At 40.2% G+C, this 18,499-nt stretch carries 21 protein-coding genes; 20 read left to right on the top strand and 1 reads right to left on the bottom strand.

What is annotated here, in order from left to right:
* The first annotated feature begins 97 nt into the window (after nt 1-97).
* The 6 genes from HY063_15035 (at nt 98) to HY063_15060 (ending at nt 7,114) form a co-directional block, all read left to right on the top strand.
* Nucleotides 98-1,339 carry a hypothetical protein gene (locus tag HY063_15035; protein MBI3503099.1) on the top strand — a complete coding sequence of 414 codons (1,242 nt, stop codon included), beginning with the start codon at nt 98-100 and terminating at the stop codon, nt 1,337-1,339.
* Nucleotides 1,340-1,413: 74 nt separating this feature from the next.
* A complete protein-coding gene (locus HY063_15040; GenBank protein ID MBI3503100.1) occupies nt 1,414-2,055 on the top strand; it encodes a DUF47 domain-containing protein in 642 nt (213 codons plus the stop codon).
* A 164-nt stretch (nt 2,056-2,219) separates the two neighbouring features.
* Entirely contained in the window at nt 2,220-3,203 is a 984-nt protein-coding gene (locus tag HY063_15045; GenBank protein MBI3503101.1) for an inorganic phosphate transporter, read from the top strand.
* A 31-nt stretch (nt 3,204-3,234) separates the two neighbouring features.
* Nucleotides 3,235-3,663: an arsenate reductase ArsC gene (locus tag HY063_15050; GenBank protein ID MBI3503102.1), complete on the top strand. Its 429-nt coding sequence runs from the start codon at nt 3,235-3,237 to the stop codon at nt 3,661-3,663.
* Nucleotides 3,664-3,990: 327 nt separating this feature from the next.
* Complete coding sequence (dnaK, locus tag HY063_15055) at nt 3,991-5,928, top strand: molecular chaperone DnaK (GenBank protein ID MBI3503103.1); 1,938 nt, start codon at nt 3,991-3,993, stop codon at nt 5,926-5,928.
* Between the two features lie 58 nt (nt 5,929-5,986).
* Complete coding sequence (locus HY063_15060) at nt 5,987-7,114, top strand: hypothetical protein (GenBank protein ID MBI3503104.1); 1,128 nt, start codon at nt 5,987-5,989, stop codon at nt 7,112-7,114.
* Between the two features lie 59 nt (nt 7,115-7,173).
* On the opposite strand, the gene HY063_15065 is transcribed toward HY063_15060, so the two are convergent.
* Nucleotides 7,174-7,635, bottom strand: a complete 462-nt coding sequence (locus tag HY063_15065) for a hypothetical protein (protein ID MBI3503105.1) — start codon at nt 7,633-7,635, stop codon at nt 7,174-7,176.
* Nucleotides 7,636-7,935: 300 nt separating this feature from the next.
* Here HY063_15065 and HY063_15070 point away from each other — a divergent pair, with 300 nt between their 5' ends.
* The 14 genes from HY063_15070 to HY063_15135 all read left to right on the top strand — a co-directional run bounded on the left by HY063_15070 (nt 7,936) and on the right by HY063_15135 (nt 18,483).
* Nucleotides 7,936-8,169: an addiction module protein gene (locus tag HY063_15070; protein MBI3503106.1), complete on the top strand. Its 234-nt coding sequence runs from the start codon at nt 7,936-7,938 to the stop codon at nt 8,167-8,169.
* A gap of 1 nt (nt 8,170) precedes the next feature.
* Nucleotides 8,171-8,515, top strand: a complete 345-nt coding sequence (locus tag HY063_15075; GenBank protein ID MBI3503107.1) for a type II toxin-antitoxin system RelE/ParE family toxin — start codon at nt 8,171-8,173, stop codon at nt 8,513-8,515.
* A gap of 119 nt (nt 8,516-8,634) precedes the next feature.
* The gene (locus HY063_15080) at nt 8,635-8,835 is read left to right on the top strand and encodes a hypothetical protein (GenBank protein ID MBI3503108.1); all 201 of its coding nucleotides are present in this window, start codon (nt 8,635-8,637) and stop codon (nt 8,833-8,835) included.
* A gap of 165 nt (nt 8,836-9,000) precedes the next feature.
* Nucleotides 9,001-9,198 (top strand): hypothetical protein, encoded by a 198-nt coding sequence (locus tag HY063_15085; protein MBI3503109.1) that lies wholly within the window; start codon nt 9,001-9,003, stop codon nt 9,196-9,198.
* A 12-nt stretch (nt 9,199-9,210) separates the two neighbouring features.
* On the top strand, nt 9,211-9,603 hold the full coding sequence (locus HY063_15090) for a hypothetical protein (protein ID MBI3503110.1): 393 nt from the start codon (nt 9,211-9,213) through the stop codon (nt 9,601-9,603).
* Between the two features lie 21 nt (nt 9,604-9,624).
* Nucleotides 9,625-9,837: a cold-shock protein gene (locus HY063_15095; GenBank protein ID MBI3503111.1), complete on the top strand. Its 213-nt coding sequence runs from the start codon at nt 9,625-9,627 to the stop codon at nt 9,835-9,837.
* 85 nt (nt 9,838-9,922) lie between these two features.
* On the top strand, nt 9,923-10,111 hold the full coding sequence (locus HY063_15100; GenBank protein MBI3503112.1) for a cold-shock protein: 189 nt from the start codon (nt 9,923-9,925) through the stop codon (nt 10,109-10,111).
* Between the two features lie 22 nt (nt 10,112-10,133).
* Entirely contained in the window at nt 10,134-10,502 is a 369-nt protein-coding gene (locus tag HY063_15105; protein ID MBI3503113.1) for a hypothetical protein, read from the top strand.
* A gap of 107 nt (nt 10,503-10,609) precedes the next feature.
* Complete coding sequence (locus HY063_15110; protein MBI3503114.1) at nt 10,610-10,876, top strand: hypothetical protein; 267 nt, start codon at nt 10,610-10,612, stop codon at nt 10,874-10,876.
* A gap of 123 nt (nt 10,877-10,999) precedes the next feature.
* The gene (locus tag HY063_15115; protein ID MBI3503115.1) at nt 11,000-12,076 is read left to right on the top strand and encodes an acyl-CoA desaturase; all 1,077 of its coding nucleotides are present in this window, start codon (nt 11,000-11,002) and stop codon (nt 12,074-12,076) included.
* Nucleotides 12,077-12,345: 269 nt separating this feature from the next.
* Nucleotides 12,346-13,758: a DEAD/DEAH box helicase gene (locus HY063_15120; protein MBI3503116.1), complete on the top strand. Its 1,413-nt coding sequence runs from the start codon at nt 12,346-12,348 to the stop codon at nt 13,756-13,758.
* Between the two features lie 30 nt (nt 13,759-13,788).
* The gene (locus HY063_15125; protein MBI3503117.1) at nt 13,789-14,529 is read left to right on the top strand and encodes a hypothetical protein; all 741 of its coding nucleotides are present in this window, start codon (nt 13,789-13,791) and stop codon (nt 14,527-14,529) included.
* A 38-nt stretch (nt 14,530-14,567) separates the two neighbouring features.
* A complete protein-coding gene (locus tag HY063_15130; GenBank protein ID MBI3503118.1) occupies nt 14,568-17,948 on the top strand; it encodes a methylmalonyl-CoA mutase family protein in 3,381 nt (1,126 codons plus the stop codon).
* Nucleotides 17,949-17,961: 13 nt separating this feature from the next.
* On the top strand, nt 17,962-18,483 hold the full coding sequence (locus HY063_15135; GenBank protein ID MBI3503119.1) for a hypothetical protein: 522 nt from the start codon (nt 17,962-17,964) through the stop codon (nt 18,481-18,483).
* The last annotated feature ends 16 nt before the right edge of the window (nt 18,484-18,499 follow it).

The following is an 18,499-nucleotide window of genomic DNA, read 5'->3' on the forward strand; positions in this document are numbered from 1 at the left end:
ACGTATATAAAGGTACAATTTTTTTATAAAAGAAATCTTAACATTTCCTTAACACAAGAATTCAGTTATTAATCCACCTTTACAAAAAATAAATCAAATGAAAAAGAAAATTTACTCCTCTCTTATTTTACTTTCAGCATTATTGCAACTTAAAGCGCAAGACACGACAAAGGCAAAAGAAGAATTTAAACCATCGGGAAAATTTTCCGGGCAGGTGTTCGGTGATTTCCAATACAAAGCATCGAGCCCTGATTCAACCAACCTGCGCACCTATCCCAGCAAAGCGCAATATGCGTTCGCGAATGGCTATGACAATAAATATTCTTCCTTTGAGTTCCGCAGAATTTATTTAGGATACGATTATAACTTCACGGAAAAATTCAGCGCGCAGTTTTTGTTATCACACGAAAGCAACACAGGACTTGATGCGGCAGGGCAGCGCACTGTTTATATTAAGGCAGCAAACATCCGCTGGAAAAATATTTTCAAAGGAACGGATGCAGTGTTCGGACAGCAGGCAACTCCAACCTGGGGAACTTTCACCGAAGCAATTTACGGGCATCGCTGGGTGGAGAAAACAATTTCCGATATGAGAGGATTGGCTTCTTCAAATGATTTCGGACTTTCTCTGCAGGGAAAATATAAGGATGGAAAAGTTGGTTATGAAGCAATGATGGGAAATGATAACGGTGGAAAGCCCGAGAACGACAACTTCAAACGCTTTTACGGAAATCTGTGGGCGAAATTTTTAAACAAGCGTTTGATTTTAGATTTGTACAGTGATTATGAGCTGACGCAATTATCTCCGAATGGCCCGGGATTAGAGCACAGCACAAAAAGTAAAATGCTCACGAAAGCATTTATTGCGTGGCAGCAGGAAAAATTTTTGATTGGCGCTGAAGTGATTGCAGGCGAATGGAAAAATTATTCTTTTCACCAGGATACTGCAAAAGTTCCCGACCCAAGCAAAAAAGATACGGTTAGCGTGAAGCCGTTTGGAATTTCTTTTTTCGCAAAAGCAAATCTTCTTTCGAAAAAAGTGAATGATAAAAATGTTCCGCTGCTTGGCGTATTTGTGCGATACGATTCATATAATCCTGATAAAAATTTTAATTCCGCTCTGAAATATACCAGCACTTCCTATCACGTTTCAGAAACCTTTTTCATAGTTGGAATAGATTATTCTCCCATTCCGCAGTTTCATATTATGCCGAACATTTGGATAAACAGCTATAAAGAAAATGCTCCGCTGACAACAAGCGCGAATCCGGCAGGCAAAGGAGTGCAGGCGAGCGGAAGCGATATGGATTACCGCGTAACAATGTTCTGGAAGTTTTAATATTTAACATTCGCTTAACACGGAGAACAAAATAAATCAATTCATTTGTAACAGAAAATAAAAATTAAATAATTATGGCAAACTTCCTTCAATTTCTTATCCCTCAGGAAAAAAGATTTTTCACGTTGTTTGAAAAATCATCAGAGAATCTTGTACACATTGCCAAAGCGCTGAACAGCGCGCTCACGCAAACCAATCATGAAAAAAGAAAAGAGCATTTCAAAGAAGTGGAGCGCTTCGAGCATGTTGGAGATAATCTCACGCACGATATTTTCAACGACCTGAACTCTACCTTCATTACTCCCTTTGACAGGGAGGATATTCACTCGCTTGCTTCCGCGCTCGATGACATTGCGGATTTTATTCACGGAGCTTCCAAGCGGATTGATTTATACAATGTGGAGGAAATCACAACACCAATGATAAAATTATCCGAACTTATTATGCAGGGAGTTCAGGAACTGCACGCAGCTATTATTGTTTTAAGAAACATGAAAGGAGTAAGCAAAATAAAGGAAGCATGTGTGAAAATAAACAGCATTGAAAATCACGCGGACGATATTTTTGACATGACCATTGCGCGTTTGTTCGAAGAAGAAAAAGATGCAGTTAAACTTATCAAACTGAAAGAAGTTCTTCACGCACTGGAAGCCGCCACTGATAAATGCGAAGATGCGGCAAATGTGCTCGAACAAATTGTGGTAAAAAATAATTAATCGTTCAGCAGCCAAGATAAACTAATGCAAACAATGCGAACAGATGCGAATACCGCGAATAAAAATATTAGCATCATTCGCATACATTTGTGTTTTGGCATTATTTTATCTGTGCAAAAAAAATTTATCTGACTGTAATTTATATTAACTAATAATTTATGCACATTGAATTTCTATACATAGTCATCGCAATTGCCTTCATATTTGATTTCATTAACGGATTTCACGATGCTGCAAATTCCATTGCAACAGTTGTATCTACAAAAGTTCTTTCGCCATTGCAGGCGGTAATTTGGGCAGCGGTTTTTAATTTTGCTGCGTTCTGGTTATTCAAATTACATGTTGCCGATTCTGTTTCTAAAATTGTAAAATCTGATTCTGTAAATTTAACCGTCATCGCTTCCGGTTTATCTGCTGCCATCATCTGGAATTTATTTACCTGGTGGAAAGGAATTCCTTCTTCTTCATCGCACACGCTCATAGGAGGATTTGCAGGAGCAGGAATTGCGCTTGGAGGATTTAATGCCATCAACCTTGATAAAGTTCTTCCACCGATAGCGTTTATCGTTCTTGCTCCGGTCATCGGGATGATAATTTCCGCTCTCATCTCAGTAATTACAATGCACATTTGTAAAAGATTCAGTCCATCGAAAGTGGATAAAGTTTTTAAACGTTTTCAACTTTTATCTGCCGCTGCATATAGTTTGGGACATGGAGGAAACGATGCGCAGAAAGTTATGGGTGTTATTGCTGCAGCGCTCATCTCGCAAAAATTAATTCCGGATATAGCGCATCTTCCCGATTGGGTGCCGCTTGGATGTTACACTGCAATTTCTTTTGGAACACTTTTCGGTGGATGGCGAATTATAAAAACGATGGGACAAAAAATTACCAAGATGCGGCAGTTCGAAGGATTTTCTGCTAACACTGCAGGCGCCATTACTCTTTTCGGAACAGGCGCGCTGGGAATTCCTGTCAGCACCACGCACGTTATCACCGGTTCGATTATCGGAGTGGGCGCAATCAAAAGATTATCCGCAGTGAAATGGGGAGTGACGCGTGAACTTCTTTGGGCATGGATACTCACGATTCCTGTTACCGGAATTTTAGCCGCTGGAATATTTTATATCATGAACTCTGTCCTCTGAGTTTTCTAAATTATTTTTGCATTCGTTGATTATGAAAAAGATTCTTTTCGTCTGCGTAGAAAATTCCAACCGAAGCCAGATGGCTGAAGCGTTTGCACGCCTCTCCCTAACCCTCTCCGAAGGAGAGGGGACAATACAAGTCTTTAGTGCGGGATCAAAACCTTCTGGTAAAATAAACCCTAAAGCGATTGAGGCAATGAAAGAAATCGGATACGACCTCACTACTCACAAATCAAAATCTTTAGAAGAGGTTATGAACTCCCTCTCCTTCGGAGAGGGTCAGGGTGAGGCCTTTGAATATGTAATCACCATGGGCTGCGGAGATGATTGTCCTTTTATTCCTGCAAAGCACCGCCTTGACTGGCAAATTCCTCAGCCGAAGGATATGGATAAGGATGAGTTCAGGAAGGTGAGGGATATGATTGAGGAGAAGGTGAAGCGCTTAATGGAAAATGTATAAGGTCAGATTGTACTTCGCTTTAGAGGGAAATACATCTGCCATTGTCCATCTTACATCTTCCATAGTCATTGTGTCATACCTTATTAATATCACCTCCCGCCTGTCATATTTCTGACCATTATCATGTCATAATATCCTGAAAAGTTTCTCCTTTGAGCGGTGGCAAAGTAGTTGACTTGCCATCTACCAAATACGAATCATTACTAATGTACCAATGAAAACAAAAACTCTAAATACAAAAACCAAAATGGCTGTTATTAGTAAATTAGTACTGATTGGTAATTTAGTAGGGAAAATAGAAACACAAAACAATTAAAAATTATAATTATGGGAAAGATTATCGGAATTGACCTTGGAACAACCAACTCGTGCGTAGCCGTTATGGAAGGCAGCGACCCTGTTGTGATTCCTAACAGCGAAGGGAAACGAACAACTCCTTCGATTGTGGCGTTCATGAAAGACGGGGAGCGCAAAGTGGGCGACCCTGCAAAACGCCAGGCAGTAACAAATCCAAAACATACCGTGTATTCCATCAAGCGTTTCATTGGCCACAACATGGCAGAAATTAATGAAGCGATGAAACATATTCCTTATAAAGTTGTGGCGGGAGATAACGGAGTTCCGCGCGTGGTGATTGACGACCGCAAATTTTCTCCGCAGGAAGTTTCTGCGCTCATTCTTCAGAAGATGAAGAAGACCGCTGAAGATTATCTGGGGCAGACAGTCACCGAAGCGGTGATCACCGTTCCCGCGTACTTCAACGATTCGCAACGGCAGGCAACGAAAGAAGCCGGAGAAATTGCAGGACTGAAAGTAATGCGCATCATCAACGAGCCCACAGCCGCAGCGCTTGCATACGGACTCGACAAGAAAAATAAAGACAGCAAGATTGCCGTGTTCGATTTGGGAGGAGGAACTTTTGATATTTCCATTCTCGAATTAGGAGACGGAGTGTTTGAAGTGAAATCCACCAACGGAGATACTTTTTTGGGCGGAGATGACTTCGACCAGAAAATAGTGGAATGGCTTGCCGATGAATTCAAAAAAGACGAAGGACTGGACCTGCGCAAAGACCCGATGGCGCTTCAGCGTTTGAAAGAAGCGGCAGAGCGCGCGAAGATCGAACTGTCCTCTTCAACGCAGGCAGAAATAAATTTACCGTACATCATGCCCGTGGATGGTGTGCCGAAGCACTTAGTAAAAACTCTTACCCGCGCAAAGTTCGAGCAGATGTGCGATGACCTTTTGAAGCGCGCACTCGAGCCCTGCAAAAAAGCCATGGCGGATGCAGGAGTAAAAAATACCGACATCAACGAAGTGATTCTTGTTGGCGGAATGACCCGCATGCCCAAGGTGCAGGAGATGGTTAAGAATTTCTTCGGAAGGGAACCGCACAAAGGCGTGAACCCTGACGAGGTGGTAGCGGTGGGCGCAGCGATTCAAGGCGGAGTATTAACAGGAGATGTAAAGGATGTTCTCCTGCTCGATGTTACTCCATTAACTCTCGGAATTGAGACCATGGGAAGTGTGATGACAAAACTGATAGAAGCAAACACAACCATACCCAGCAAAAAGTCAGAAACATTTTCTACAGCGGCAGATAGTCAGCCATCTGTTGAGATACATATTCTGCAAGGCGAGCGCCCGATGGCGAAAGACAACCGCACACTCGGAAGATTTATTCTGGACGGAATTCCGCCCGCACCCCGCGGAGTGCCGCAGATAGAAGTAACGTTTGATATTGACGCGAACGGAATTTTGGCGGTAACTGCAAAAGACAAAGCCACCGGAAAATCTCAGAACATACGCATTGAAGCAAAGAGCGGACTGAGCGATGCCGAAATTAAAAAGATGAAGCAGGAAGCAGAAGCCAACGCGGAGAGCGACAAGAAAGCAAAAGAAGAAGTGGAAAAAGTGAACGCTGCCGATGCAATGATTTTCCAGACAGAAAAACAAATGAAAGAGTTTGGAGAAAAGATACCTGCCGATAAAAAAGAAGCCATACAAAAAGCCCTGAGCGATTTGAAAGACGCGCACAAGGAAAAAGATTTGGCTAAGATTGAAACCACTCTTGCCGCGCTCAACACCGCCTGGCATGCCGCAAGTGAAGACATATATAAGGCACAACAACAGGGACAAGGGACAGGGGACAAGGGAACAAGTGAACAGTCGCATACGAACGGACAAACCAACGGTGAAACAAAAAAAGATGAGGCGGTAACCGATGTAGATTTCGAAGAAGTGAAGGATGATAAGAAGAAATAAATTCTAACAACAGAAACCCCTCTAGTGATAGTGGGGTTTTTAATTTTTTGTGTTCAAAATGGATAAAGAAAAAGCTATTCAAGATTTTTCACAAGGAGATGCTCGGACATATTCTCTTGAGGAGCAGATTCACATTATAAAGAAAATTCCAGATGTAAAACTCTTGGAAAGTAAAGACCAAAAATTAACTTTTACTGGACTAACTAGCTATTTACGAACCGTAAAAGAAATACTTGACGGGATTGATGAGGAAAATATAAAAAATATACCTAAAGAAATCTTGAATGAATTTACTGGAATTTTTTCTGGTTTATTTAATCTATTGTTACGCATTAAACAAACTACTTTAAATGTTAATGAAACGCCACAAAGACAAATGCAGAACATTGTTAATGATTTTGCAGCACATATAAACTCTGGCAGAAAAATTCTTATAGATGCAATACCATTAATAAAAGCTTACGCTCCACAAAATATAGATACAGATTCAAAAAAAGAAGCTGACAAAAAAATAGAAGCACTTCTTCAAGAGCTTGAAAAGCATAAAAAGAATGCAGAGATACGCGCAGCTCAAGTAGAAAAAAGCGCAAAGAGTATTGAGCAATTGGAAAGTAATTTAAGTGACGCTGATAAAAAGTTAAAAGATTTGCTTTCGAGAACAGATATTAGGCAGAAGCAATTTGAATTTTCTGATGAAGCGCTAAATAATAAGAGAAGAGCGAACTATTGGTTGTATTGCGGTATTGTCCCATTAAGTATTATTCTTTTAGGAATTATTGGTCATATATTTTATTGCTTCAAAGGGGAATTTATTGATGTTACATATAATGCTTTTGCTGATAAAAAATTAATTGTAACTGATAGTTTTTCACATACTGTATTGTTGTTTGAGTTTATTAAATCTATATCCATTCGTGTGCTTTTTATTTCATTACTAATTTACTTTTTAGTTCTTGCTGTAAAAAATTATAATGCTCAAATGCATAATTATATTGTAAATACTCATAAGACAAATTCTTTATCGTCTATTGTTGGATTAATTGGAAAAATAACTAGTCCAGCAAATCAGGAGAAGTTTATCGTTCAAGCATCACAAATAATTTATTCTCATCAAAAGAGTGGTTATTCAGGAAAAGAAGTTGGTCCAGGAATATTCAATAAAATAGTAGAGAAGGTTTCTAATTAACCCAGTCCACGCTAATCCCGCTATGGCAGGCAAGAGTGCGGGAGAAGCGCTTTTTTTCACTAAAAACAAGGTTTCTGTGATTTCTCAGCACTGAGAAATAATTTCTCAGCATCGCGGAATGCTTTCTCAGCACTGGGGAACCATTTCTCAGCATCGCGGAATGCTTCCCCAGCATCGCGGAATGCTTTCTCAGCATCGCGGAATGCTTCCCCAGCATCGCGGAATGCTTTCTCAGCATCGCGGAACGATTTCTCAGCATCGCGGAATGCTTCCCCAGCATCGCGGAACGATTTCTCAGCATCGCGGAATGATTCCCCATTATCGCGGAATTCTTCCCCGGCATCGCGGAACGATTCCCCAGCATCGCGGAATGCTTCCCCGGCATCGCGGAACGATTTCTCAGCATCGCGGAATGATTCCCCATTATCGCGGAATTCTTCCCCGGCATCGCGGAACGATTCCCCAGCATCGCGGAACGATTCCCCAGCATCGCGGAATGCTGGGGAAGTGCTTTTTTTCACTAAAAACAAGGTTTCTGTGATTTAGTGACGGGACTAAATGATTTAGTCCTTGGACTGAATGGCTTAGTCCATGGATTAAATGACTCAATCTCTGGACTGAATTGCTGAGTCCTTTGATTAAATGATTCAGTCCATGCAATGAATCCTTTATTCGGTGGACTGAACGGTTTAATCCATTAAATCAATGACTCAGTCCGGATACTGAATGATTTAGTCCCAGTCCGCGCTAAGCTCCTGCTTAGTGCGGGAGAGAAATAATTTTAAGTTTTATTTTGTATCTTTGTTTTAAATTCTTTTACAATGACAACCACAGCCATCCGCAAAAAAGTGCATCAATATGTTGATGAAGCGGAAGAAAATGTTTTGGAAGTAATTTATAAAATGCTCAAACTTTATTCTGGCGATGAGAGTGAAAGCTTAATGTCGGATGAGCAAAAAAAAGAAATGGACAGGCGCAGCAAACTTTTCCGCCAGGGAAAGTTAAAAACATCTTCGTGGGAAGAAGTGAAACAGAGAACCCGCGCAGGAAGGTAAGATGTATCATCTTTTTATTACTGAAAAAGCAGAAGACGAATACTCCAATGCATATTGGTATTACGAAGAAAAACAAATTGGGCTTGGTGTATCATTTGAGAATGAGGCAGACCAATTGCTCAAGACAATAAAAAAGAATCCATTTCTTTTCCAGCGCAAGTATAAAAAGTTCAGGGAAGTATTGCTTAACAGGTTTCCGTTTCTTATCGTATATGAAATTGTAAAAGACAAAATAGTTATTCATTCTTTCTTTCACACAAGCAGAAATCCTAAGAAGAAATATAAACAAACTCCAATCGTATCAACGCTCAACGAGCCCATGGAGCCATACGGCAAGAAAAAATAAGATGGCAAAAGTGAAAGTAAATAGTAAAGGAAAAATTCTTGAGATTGAAAAGGACGGCAAGAAACATGATTTTGAAATCAAAAAAGTTTCTGAGCGTTTATCTATAAAAATTAACACTTATGAAAAAGAAAACTTCCGGCAAAGAAAAAAATCTCACTCAGATGGAAATGGCAGAAATACTTGTGAGCGTATTAGGAATTGAAAAAACAGAAAAGCTCCTTGCGTTTATGAAAAAGCGCAACTTAAAATCAATAAACTTTGGCGAACTACATGAGCATATCCTCAAGAGGAGGAAAAACTCTGCCTCCTCACAAACTTGATTCCTTTTACCGCACTTCTAATTCCCAGTACGCGCTAAGTTCTGCTTAGTGCGGTAGTAAATTGCTCCAAGACCTAAAGCAAGTTTCTTTTTCCATTTACTCTCTTCCCTCGTTTATTATACTTACATTACCAAAAATCAAATAAATCTTTTAATCAAAAAATCAATGAACAATTTATTTTCAGTCGTTTCAATTCTATCGGCATTCGCATGGGGGCTTGGATATTTCCATTATCACGAAGGGCGCTTCATCCATATTTTTCTTGTAATGGCAATTCTTACTGCATCTGTAAGAATTATTCAGGAAATATATTATATGAAAAGACGGTTTGCAAAACGCGCTTTGGTGAAAGCAGCCAGGTAATTTTTAAAAGCAATGAGATTAGAGTTTATAAAAAATATAAACGGCTATGATGAGCATGCTATCCGGCTTTCGGATTTTAACTCTTCGCAGGCAGTAATGTTTTTTGGAATCATCAACCGCATGGTAAGGCATTCCGATTCTCCCATTGACTTAAGTTCCCTTGGTTTTATTCACCCGGTAAATTGTAATCTCATCTTGCGCTCTTCTGCAGATGACGCAGGAATATCCACGGCAGATAATGTAAATTTTTTTTGCGACCTCACCGCAAAAACATACAAGACGATCGAAGGATTAGTGGAACCGTTTTGCAGGAAAGAATCAAAAGGATACCAATGGCTGTATGATATTGATACGCCAATTGGTTTTTTATTCTCTTCCGGAAAAGATATGCCAGCAGAAAAATGAAACATAATTAAAATATAAAAAATGAAAAAAGGAAAACTGAAATTCTATAACCGCTTTAAAGGGTTCGGGCTGATTACCGATTTTGAAACAGGCGCTGAGTATAATGTGAGCCCTTCCGGAATAGGAGATAGTAGTATAAAAGATGGCGACAATGTTATTTTTGAAGTTACCGAAGGAAGGAACGGGCAGAACGCAGTAGAAATACGGCCCGATGTTTTCACGCTGAATACATAGTTGCCTATTGGGCATCTTAAAATACCTGTTCACAATTTATGTTGTATATTTGCCCATTAATTATTAATCGCTAAAATTTATTTTTATGGAAAAAGGAACAGTAAAGTTTTACAATGAAGCAAAAGGTTTTGGCTTCATTAAAAGAGAAAATGGACAAGATATATTTGTTCACTCTTCAGGCATCATAGATAAAATCCACGAGAACGACAATGTAACGTTTGAAGTTGCCGAAGGCAAGAAAGGACCCAACGCAGTGAATGTAAAACTGGCGTAGGTCAATACTGCCGTTATGCAAAATGAAAATAGAGACCAGTACCGCAGAGGTTTTCTTAAAGGAAGAAAACCTGATTGTGGTAAAGTACAAGCCCGATGCTAAAGTTGAGATGAAAGATATGCTTGCCATTCACACGGCTGAAAAAAAACTTTCCGGCAAAAAACACCTGGCGCTTTTAGACGCGCGCGGTTTCATCAGCGTATCGGAGGAGGCGAGAAAATTCGGAGCATCCGAAACGCCCAAACAGTACAGGGCAGCAGCGGCACTTCTGGTTGATTCTCTTGGCGTGAAGATGCTTGGAAATTTCTATCTCAGGTTCAACAAGCCGAAAGTTCCCACCAAAATGTTTTCAAACGAGAAGAAAGCAATTGCCTGGCTCAAGAGCAAGTAAGATTTCTTTTTCAGAAATTAATTTTTGTTTCTCTCTGCCGTTGCCTGAAAACTATTTTCCTCTTGCATTGTTATTAAGTTACCTTTACGAAATTAACCACATATACTATGGCTCTGAATAATATTAAACGAAATCACACGCGCGGAGGAAACAGGGGAAGACCGCCCACAAAACCCGCAGTATTAAAAGACGGATTTTACTTTGAAGTTCGCAACCGCGCCACTGACCCGGGTTCGGGAATAAAAATATGGAAAGCCACCCATGAAGAAATGCTGGAAGCAGCCGAACAATACCGTAAAACCAAACTGGTAATTATTCTTGGCGCTTACAAAAACGGTGCTCCTGTCGCAGAGAAAAGGAAAAAGGCGGCTTAGATTTATTTTTGCATTTTTATCTCTAAAGGTTCGTTTTGCTTTGTGTAAATATTTTTACAAGTATTTTTTTTCAATCATTATTTTGTTTACCTTACTGTAACTTTAAACTAAAAATAATTTTTTATGCAGACAATACAATTCGAAAGAGATAAATCGCAGTTCATGTCCACTCTCCGGAAAAATGTAAATGAATATTTTAAATCAAAAGGAATATCTACAAAAGGAAACTGGAAAACAGTTCTCAAAACAGCAGCAATGCTCGCCATTTATCTTACTCCATTTATTTTAATGTTCACAGTAAATATGTTTGGATGGATGATTTTTCCGCTCGCGGTGATTATGGGAATCGGAATGGCAGGAACCGGAATGGCAGTGATGCACGATGGGCTTCACGGCTCTTCTTCAAAAAAGAACTGGCTGAATAATTTATCCGGCAGCACCATTTATATGCTGGGCTCCACTTCCATAAATTGGAAAGTGCAGCACAACATGCTTCATCACACATTTACAAACATTCATGAAATGGATGAAGACATTGAATCAAAATCAGCCCTGCGTTTATCGGTGCATGCACCATTGAAAAAAATTCATCGTTACCAATACATCTACGCTTTTTTTCTTTACAGCTTAATGATTGTGCGAAAACTTGTAAATGATTTTGCCCAGTTTGCCCGGTACCGAAGGCAAGGATTCATACAGCAGCAAAATGCGAAACCGAAATTGGAATATGCAAAACTCATCAGCTCAAAACTTATTTTCTTTTTCACTGCAATTGGTCTGCCGCTTTTATTTTCCGGCTTCGCTTGGTGGCTGGTCATTCTCGGGTTCATCACCATGCTTTGCACAGGCGGATTTATTATGGCAATAGTTTTTCAAATGGCGCATGTGGTGGAAGCAACGGAGCAGCCGCTTCCGACTTCCGAAGGAAACATGGAAAACGAATGGGCTATTCACCAGTTGATGACTACTTCAAACTTTTCCAGAAATAGTTCCGTGCTGAATTGGTTTCTCGGAGGATTAAATTTTCAGATTGAACACCATTTGTTTCCGAACATCTGCCATATTCATTACCGGAAAATTTCTTACATCGTGGAGCGCACTGCGCTGGAATTTGGTCTTCCTTATAATATGATACCGTCTTTTGCAGGCGCCATTGCTTCCCATACGCGCATGTTGAAAATGCTCGGAAGAAAAAAATAATTTCTCCTGCGTGGATAATAAGAGTATCTTTGCTTGCTTTCTTTGAAGATTGTCCGTAGGAGTCCTACGGAGCGGATTTTTCCCAATCTCTTGTGTTCCTCCCTGACAAAGTAGTTCACATTACAATTTTCTTGAAAAGTTTGGTTCGGATAACGAATCATCTACGAATTTTCGAATAACAACTCTTTGTATTCATTCGCAGATTCGAATTCAATTCGCTATCCGTACAATAAAAAAGTTTAATATGAACAATAAACAAAAAACAAAAAATGACATTTGAAAATTTGAATCTCATCCCGCAAATCCTTCATGCGCTGAAGGCAAAGGGATACACCGTGCCCACTGCCATCCAGCACAAAGCAATTCCGCATATACTGGAAGGAAAAGATATTTTCGGCTCGGCACAAACAGGAACAGGAAAGACAGCAGCATTTGCAGTTCCCATTCTTCAGCAACTTTATTTAAGCAAAGAAAAAAATCAGCGCGGAATAAAAACTCTCATTCTCGCTCCCACGCGCGAACTTGCGCAGCAAATCAGCGATAGCTTTCGTGATTACGGAAAAGGATTGCACCTGCGCCATACTGTAATTTACGGAGGAGTGAGCCAGCGCCCGCAAACCGAAGCGCTACGCTCGGGAGTTGATATTGTGATTGCAACCCCGGGACGATTGCTCGATTTAATGAATCAGGGCTACGTGCGCCTTGACCTTGTAAAATTTTTCGTGCTCGATGAAGTGGATAGAATGCTCGATATGGGTTTCATCAACGATATCAAAAAAATAATTACAAAACTCCCGCAGAAAAAACAAACATTATTTTTCTCTGCCACGCTTCCTGCGGAAATAAAAAAACTTGCCGATGGTCTTTTGCATCAGCCGGTAACTGTGCAAACCGATCCTGTATCTTCCACCGCGGTAAATGTGAAACAGTTTGTTTATTTCGTTCCGAAAGAACAAAAGAAACCGCTGCTCACAACCATTCTCGCCAAAGAACCGCAGCATCACACGCTTATTTTCACGCGTACAAAACGCGGAGCCGACCGTTTGGTGAAAAATCTTTTGGCAGATGGAATGAGAGCCGAATCCATTCACGGAGATAAATCACAGGGCGCAAGGCAAAGAGCATTACAGCAATTCAAGACAAGAAAAATAAATCTGCTCGTTGCAACTGATGTGGCTTCGCGCGGATTGGATATTACAGACATCACGCACGTAATTAATTTTGATTTGCCCGAAGAAGCCGAAGTATATGTGCACCGCATTGGCAGAACGGGCAGGGCAGGAGCAACAGGAACAGCAATTTCTTTTTGCGCGCACGATGAACGTTATTTGATGAAAGACATCAATAAATTATCCGGAAATAAAATTGAAACGCTGCATACTCCTAAACTGGAAATATCTCACAGCCCGCAGAAGGTTTATTCTACATCCGTCCATCATACTTCTTATACTCACGAAAAGCCGGAACATTCTCATAGCAGCCATTCTCATGGTCAGAGAAGCCATCATCCGAAAGAAAAAATACATTCTCATAACGAAGATTCACAACACAGCACTCATCAGAAAGAAGGAGTGCATTCATCCGGTGAAAACAATCATGAGAAAAAGAAATTCTTCCGTCCAAGAAAAAAGAAATGGCATAACAAGTGGCAGGGAAAGCGCAGCAGCCACGCACCACGTTAGGAGGAAAACAAATTTTTATCTTTATCTTCCATGTTCAAACTTTACGAAGATAAATCGCATAACATTGTTGACATAGTTTTGTTTCTTCTCCTGATTTTTGCTAACAGTTGGGCGAGTATGAATTTTCCAAACAGGATTGGCTGGCAGCACAACAGCCATGATGTAAGCGAATTTAAAGGATGGGCACTGTTTGCAATTTTTTTTGGCGCTGTGCCGGGATTTTTATGTTTCTTTTTTCATTCAAGGGGCTCGGCTGTTACGGCAAAAACATGGCTCGGTAATTTTTCAAGAGCAGTAGAGTTGATAGGAATATTTGTAATGGCATTCACAATTTCAGTAATGTGTGTGCTGTGTTTGATGTGTGTTGTTTTCATGATAGTTCCCGCCAAAGGATTTGATACCGCTTTAATTTTTATTTTTATTGCCGGCTTTCTTTCCATATTTATTTTGCCATTCTGGCTAATCAAAATTTATTTAAGTGCTGATAAGAGCACCGTACGGGAAATTAATCCTTCGCTTCGCTATCTCATGCTTGTGCCTGCTATCTTTCTCACTTCTGCCATGTGGAACGCAAATGCCCTTGGAATCTTTCCGGACTCTTATGACGGAACTGCAAAGGGCTGGTTTATTTTTGCAGGCGGAAAAGTTGTCAACTACCTGGTTTTTTATTCTGCTCCGCGTATGTTTGCTACCGGCAAGCCCATTGAATTGAATAATTCCGCCAGTTGGGCAATCGGAAGTGTTTTATATTTTACCGGATTGAGTTATTAAAACAACGTTGCGCAATCTTTTCTTAAATTTGTGCATACATGGTTGAAACAGAAATTTACAAACCCAAAAACAAGCTTCGCATAGTTACTGCTGCTTCGCTTTTTGACGGGCACGATGCCGCTATTAATATCATGCGAAGAATTATCCAGGCGAGCGGAGCCGAAGTAATTCATCTCGGGCACGACCGCAGTGTGAAAGAAATTGTGGACTGCGCCATTCAAGAGGATGCCCAGGCAATCGCTATCACTTCTTACCAGGGCGGGCACATGGAATTTTTCAAGTATATGTTTGACTTGCTGAAACAAGCAGGATGCGGACACATAAAAATTTTTGGTGGCGGAGGCGGAACAATTCTTCCCAAAGAAATTGCAGAACTTCACAAATACGGAATCACAAGAATATATTCTCCGGATGACGGGCGCTCAATGGGTTTGCAGGGAATGATTAACGATATGCTGATGAAATGTGATTTTCCCACTGGCGCAAATGTGAATGGAGAAATCAAAACACTTTCAAAAAAAGAAATCACTTCTATCGCAAAAATAATTTCTGCTGCTGAAAATTTTCCAACGGAAGCAAAACTTATTCTGAAAGAAGTTTCGGAATTGGCAGTGAAGAAAAAAATTCCTGTACTTGGCATTACCGGAACCGGAGGCGCAGGAAAATCTTCTTTGATTGATGAAATCGTTCGGAGATTCCTGATGGACTTTAAAGATAAAACCATTGCAATAATTTCCGTTGACCCCTCGAAAAGAAAAACCGGAGGCGCACTTCTCGGTGACAGAATCAGAATGAATTCTATTTCCAATGACAGAGTTTACATGCGTTCGCTTGCAACGCGCCAAAGTAATCTCGCGCTTTCAAAATATGTTCAGGAAGCAGTCAATGTTGTGAAAGCTGCCGGATACGATTTAATCATACTTGAAACTTCCGGAATTGGTCAGAGCGATACCGAAATTCTTGACCACTCGGATGTTTCGCTTTATGTGATGACTCCCGAATACGGAGCGGCAACGCAACTCGAAAAAATTGACATGCTCGATTTTGCCGACATAGTTGCGCTGAATAAATTCGACAAGCGAGGAGCGCAGGATGCGTTGCGCGATGTGAAAAAACAATACCGAAGAAATCGCCAGCAGTTTAATTTATCGGATGACAAAACCCCCGTGTTCGGAACAATCGCTTCGCAGTTCAATGACCCCGGAATGAATTCACTTTATATGGCGCTGATGAAAAAAGTTTCGGAGAAAACAGGAATAAAATTTGAAACGCACATCGGACATACCGATGAGATGAGCGAAAAGATTTACATCATTCCTCCCGCGCGGATTCGTTATCTCTCCGAGATTTCTGAGAACAACCGCAACTACGATACATGGGCAAACAAACAGGCAGAAATCGCGAACAAACTTTTCGGAATTCATTTATCAATTGAAATGCTGAAGGAAAATAAAAAGCAAAACAATCTTTCCGTCATAAAACAGCTTCAGAAATTATATGATGAGGTTGAATCAAAACTTGACAAGCAATGCAAAAAAAATCTGGATGGATGGAAGAAAAAAATAAAACAATATCAGGATGAGTTCTATATTTTCAAAGTCCGCGACAAGGAAATAAAAATTAAAACGCATACTGAATCTCTTTCACACACAAAAATTCCGAAAGTTGCTGTTCCACGCTACGAAGCATGGGGAGAAATTTTAAGATGGGTGTTGGAAGAAAATTTTCCCGGAGAGTTTCCGTATGCAGCCGGAGTTTATCCGTTCAAGCGCACCGAAGAAGATCCTGCGCGAATGTTTGCCGGTGAAGGCGGACCGGAAAGAACAAATAAAAGATTTCATTATGTATCGCGCGGTTTGCCTGCGAAAAGATTGTCAACTGCTTTCGACAGTGTAACTTTATATGGAAGAGATCCTGACTTGCGCCCGGATATTTACGGAAAAGTTGGCAACAGCGGAGTTTCTATTTGTTGTTTGGATGACGCGAAAAAACTTTACTCAGGATTTAATCTCGCTGACCCGAAAACATCTGTTTCAATGACAATCAATGGTCCCGCTCCCACGCTCACCGCATTTTTTATGAATGCATCCATTGACCAGCAATGCGAGTTATATATAAAGAAGAATGGATTGGAAGAAAAAGTCAAACACGAGTTATCACAAATTTTCACGAAGAAAAAAATCAAACAACCGCAATATCAAGGCGCTTTGCCAGAGGGAAATGACGGGCTAGGATTATTTTTACTTGGAGTTACTGGCGACCAGGTTCTGCCGAAAGATGTTTACGAAAAAATAAAAACCGAAACACTGAAGCAAGTTCGCGGAACAGTGCAGGCGGATATTTTAAAAGAAGACCAGGCGCAGAACACTTGTATTTTCTCTACCGAATTTTCTTTGCGCGTGATGGGAGATGTTCAGCAATATTTCATTGAGAAAAATGTAAGAAACTTTTATTCAGTTTCGATTTCCGGTTATCACATTGCTGAAGCAGGAGCAAATCCGATTACGCAACTTGCTTTCACACTTGCGAACGGATTTACTTACGTTGAATATTATTTATCGCGCGGAATGAAGATTGATGACTTCGCTCCGAATCTTTCTTTTTTCTTTTCGAACGGAATTGATCCCGAATATGCTGTCATCGGAAGAGTAGCGCGAAGAATCTGGGCGAAGGCGATGAAAAATAAATACAAAGGCAACGAGCGTTCGCAGATGTTGAAATATCATATTCAAACTTCGGGAAGAAGTTTGCACGCGCAGGAAATTGATTTCAATGACATCCGCACAACCTTGCAGGCGCTATATGCGATTTATGATAATTGCAATTCACTTCACACAAATGCGTATGATGAAGCCATCACCACTCCAACAGAAGAAAGTGTTCGCAGAGCAATGGCGATTCAATTAATTATCAACAAAGAATTAGGACAAGCCAAAAATGAAAATCCTCTTCAAGGTTCTTTTCTTATAGACGAGTTAACAGAATTAGTTGAAGAAGCAGTGCTGAGTGAGTTTGATAAAATCACAGAGCGCGGAGGAGTTTTGGGTGCTATGGAAACCATGTATCAGCGTGGAAAAATTCAGGAAGAAAGTTTGTATTACGAAACGCTCAAGCACACAGGAGAATTTCCAATCATTGGTGTGAATACTTTTCTTTCTTCCAAAGGTTCTCCTACGATTCTTCCGAAAGAAGTTATCCGCGCAACAGAAGAAGAAAAGAAATATCAGATTTCCATGTTGGGAGAACTTCATATAGGAAATTCTGAAAAAGCAAAAGAACTTCTGCGCGAACTTCAGCTAACCGCTATTCAGAACAAAAATATTTTTGAATCATTGATGGAAGCAAGCAAGTATTGTTCGCTCGGACAAATAACTTCTGCTTTGTTTGAAGTGGGCGGACAGTACAGGAGAAATATGTAAAACAAAATTCAGAATGAAAAAAATATTTATACTATTTATTTTATTTCTGTTTGTGAAAAATCTTTTAGCGCAAACCGATTCATTGCCTAATGCGAAAAGAAAATTTATGCCCGCAATAAAAATAGGAGGAAACTATGTTGGTTTTTTTACAGGCGAAGCCGGATTTCTTTTCGGCATGACAAGAAAAAATTTACACGAAGCATCCAAAGTCACTTCCACAACATGCCATGGGCCTGCAATTAGTTGCGAAATTGGAAAGCCGGGAAACGATTTACTGATTGCTCCCAAATTATCGTATGAATATTATTCCATTTTTTATGGCGCAAGAATTTCTGTAGTGGATTATATGAATGGCAGCACTCACAATATTTATATATGTCCTGAAGCGGGAATTTCAGGAGGTGCTTCCTTTACTATTTTTGCCGGAGCAAACATTCCTGTTTCAGGAGGAATAGGTGAAGTGAAAACGTTTCGCGCTTCGTTAGTGATTAATTTATTCTCCTATCTTTTTAAAAAAGATAAATCCAAAAACTGATTCTTATTAATCCTTC

Source organism: Bacteroidota bacterium, from assembly GCA_016195025.1.
Lineage (GTDB): Bacteria > Bacteroidota > Bacteroidia > Palsa-948 > Palsa-948 > Palsa-948.

Coding starts and splice junctions, on each gene's coding strand:
- dnaK (MBI3503103.1), top strand. CDS start 3,991: ATGGGAAAGATTATCGGAATTGACCTTGGAACAACCAACTCGTGCGTA.
- HY063_15095 (MBI3503111.1), top strand. CDS start 9,625: ATGAAAAAAGGAAAACTGAAATTCTATAACCGCTTTAAAGGGTTCGGG.
- HY063_15110 (MBI3503114.1), top strand. CDS start 10,610: ATGGCTCTGAATAATATTAAACGAAATCACACGCGCGGAGGAAACAGG.
- HY063_15105 (MBI3503113.1), top strand. CDS start 10,134: ATGAAAATAGAGACCAGTACCGCAGAGGTTTTCTTAAAGGAAGAAAAC.
- HY063_15070 (MBI3503106.1), top strand. CDS start 7,936: ATGACAACCACAGCCATCCGCAAAAAAGTGCATCAATATGTTGATGAA.
- HY063_15050 (MBI3503102.1), top strand. CDS start 3,235: ATGAAAAAGATTCTTTTCGTCTGCGTAGAAAATTCCAACCGAAGCCAG.
- HY063_15035 (MBI3503099.1), top strand. CDS start 98: ATGAAAAAGAAAATTTACTCCTCTCTTATTTTACTTTCAGCATTATTG.
- HY063_15085 (MBI3503109.1), top strand. CDS start 9,001: ATGAACAATTTATTTTCAGTCGTTTCAATTCTATCGGCATTCGCATGG.
- HY063_15075 (MBI3503107.1), top strand. CDS start 8,171: ATGTATCATCTTTTTATTACTGAAAAAGCAGAAGACGAATACTCCAAT.
- HY063_15115 (MBI3503115.1), top strand. CDS start 11,000: ATGCAGACAATACAATTCGAAAGAGATAAATCGCAGTTCATGTCCACT.
- HY063_15125 (MBI3503117.1), top strand. CDS start 13,789: ATGTTCAAACTTTACGAAGATAAATCGCATAACATTGTTGACATAGTT.
- HY063_15130 (MBI3503118.1), top strand. CDS start 14,568: ATGGTTGAAACAGAAATTTACAAACCCAAAAACAAGCTTCGCATAGTT.
- HY063_15040 (MBI3503100.1), top strand. CDS start 1,414: ATGGCAAACTTCCTTCAATTTCTTATCCCTCAGGAAAAAAGATTTTTC.
- HY063_15100 (MBI3503112.1), top strand. CDS start 9,923: ATGGAAAAAGGAACAGTAAAGTTTTACAATGAAGCAAAAGGTTTTGGC.
- HY063_15080 (MBI3503108.1), top strand. CDS start 8,635: ATGAAAAAGAAAACTTCCGGCAAAGAAAAAAATCTCACTCAGATGGAA.
- HY063_15135 (MBI3503119.1), top strand. CDS start 17,962: ATGAAAAAAATATTTATACTATTTATTTTATTTCTGTTTGTGAAAAAT.
- HY063_15060 (MBI3503104.1), top strand. CDS start 5,987: ATGGATAAAGAAAAAGCTATTCAAGATTTTTCACAAGGAGATGCTCGG.
- HY063_15090 (MBI3503110.1), top strand. CDS start 9,211: ATGAGATTAGAGTTTATAAAAAATATAAACGGCTATGATGAGCATGCT.
- HY063_15120 (MBI3503116.1), top strand. CDS start 12,346: ATGACATTTGAAAATTTGAATCTCATCCCGCAAATCCTTCATGCGCTG.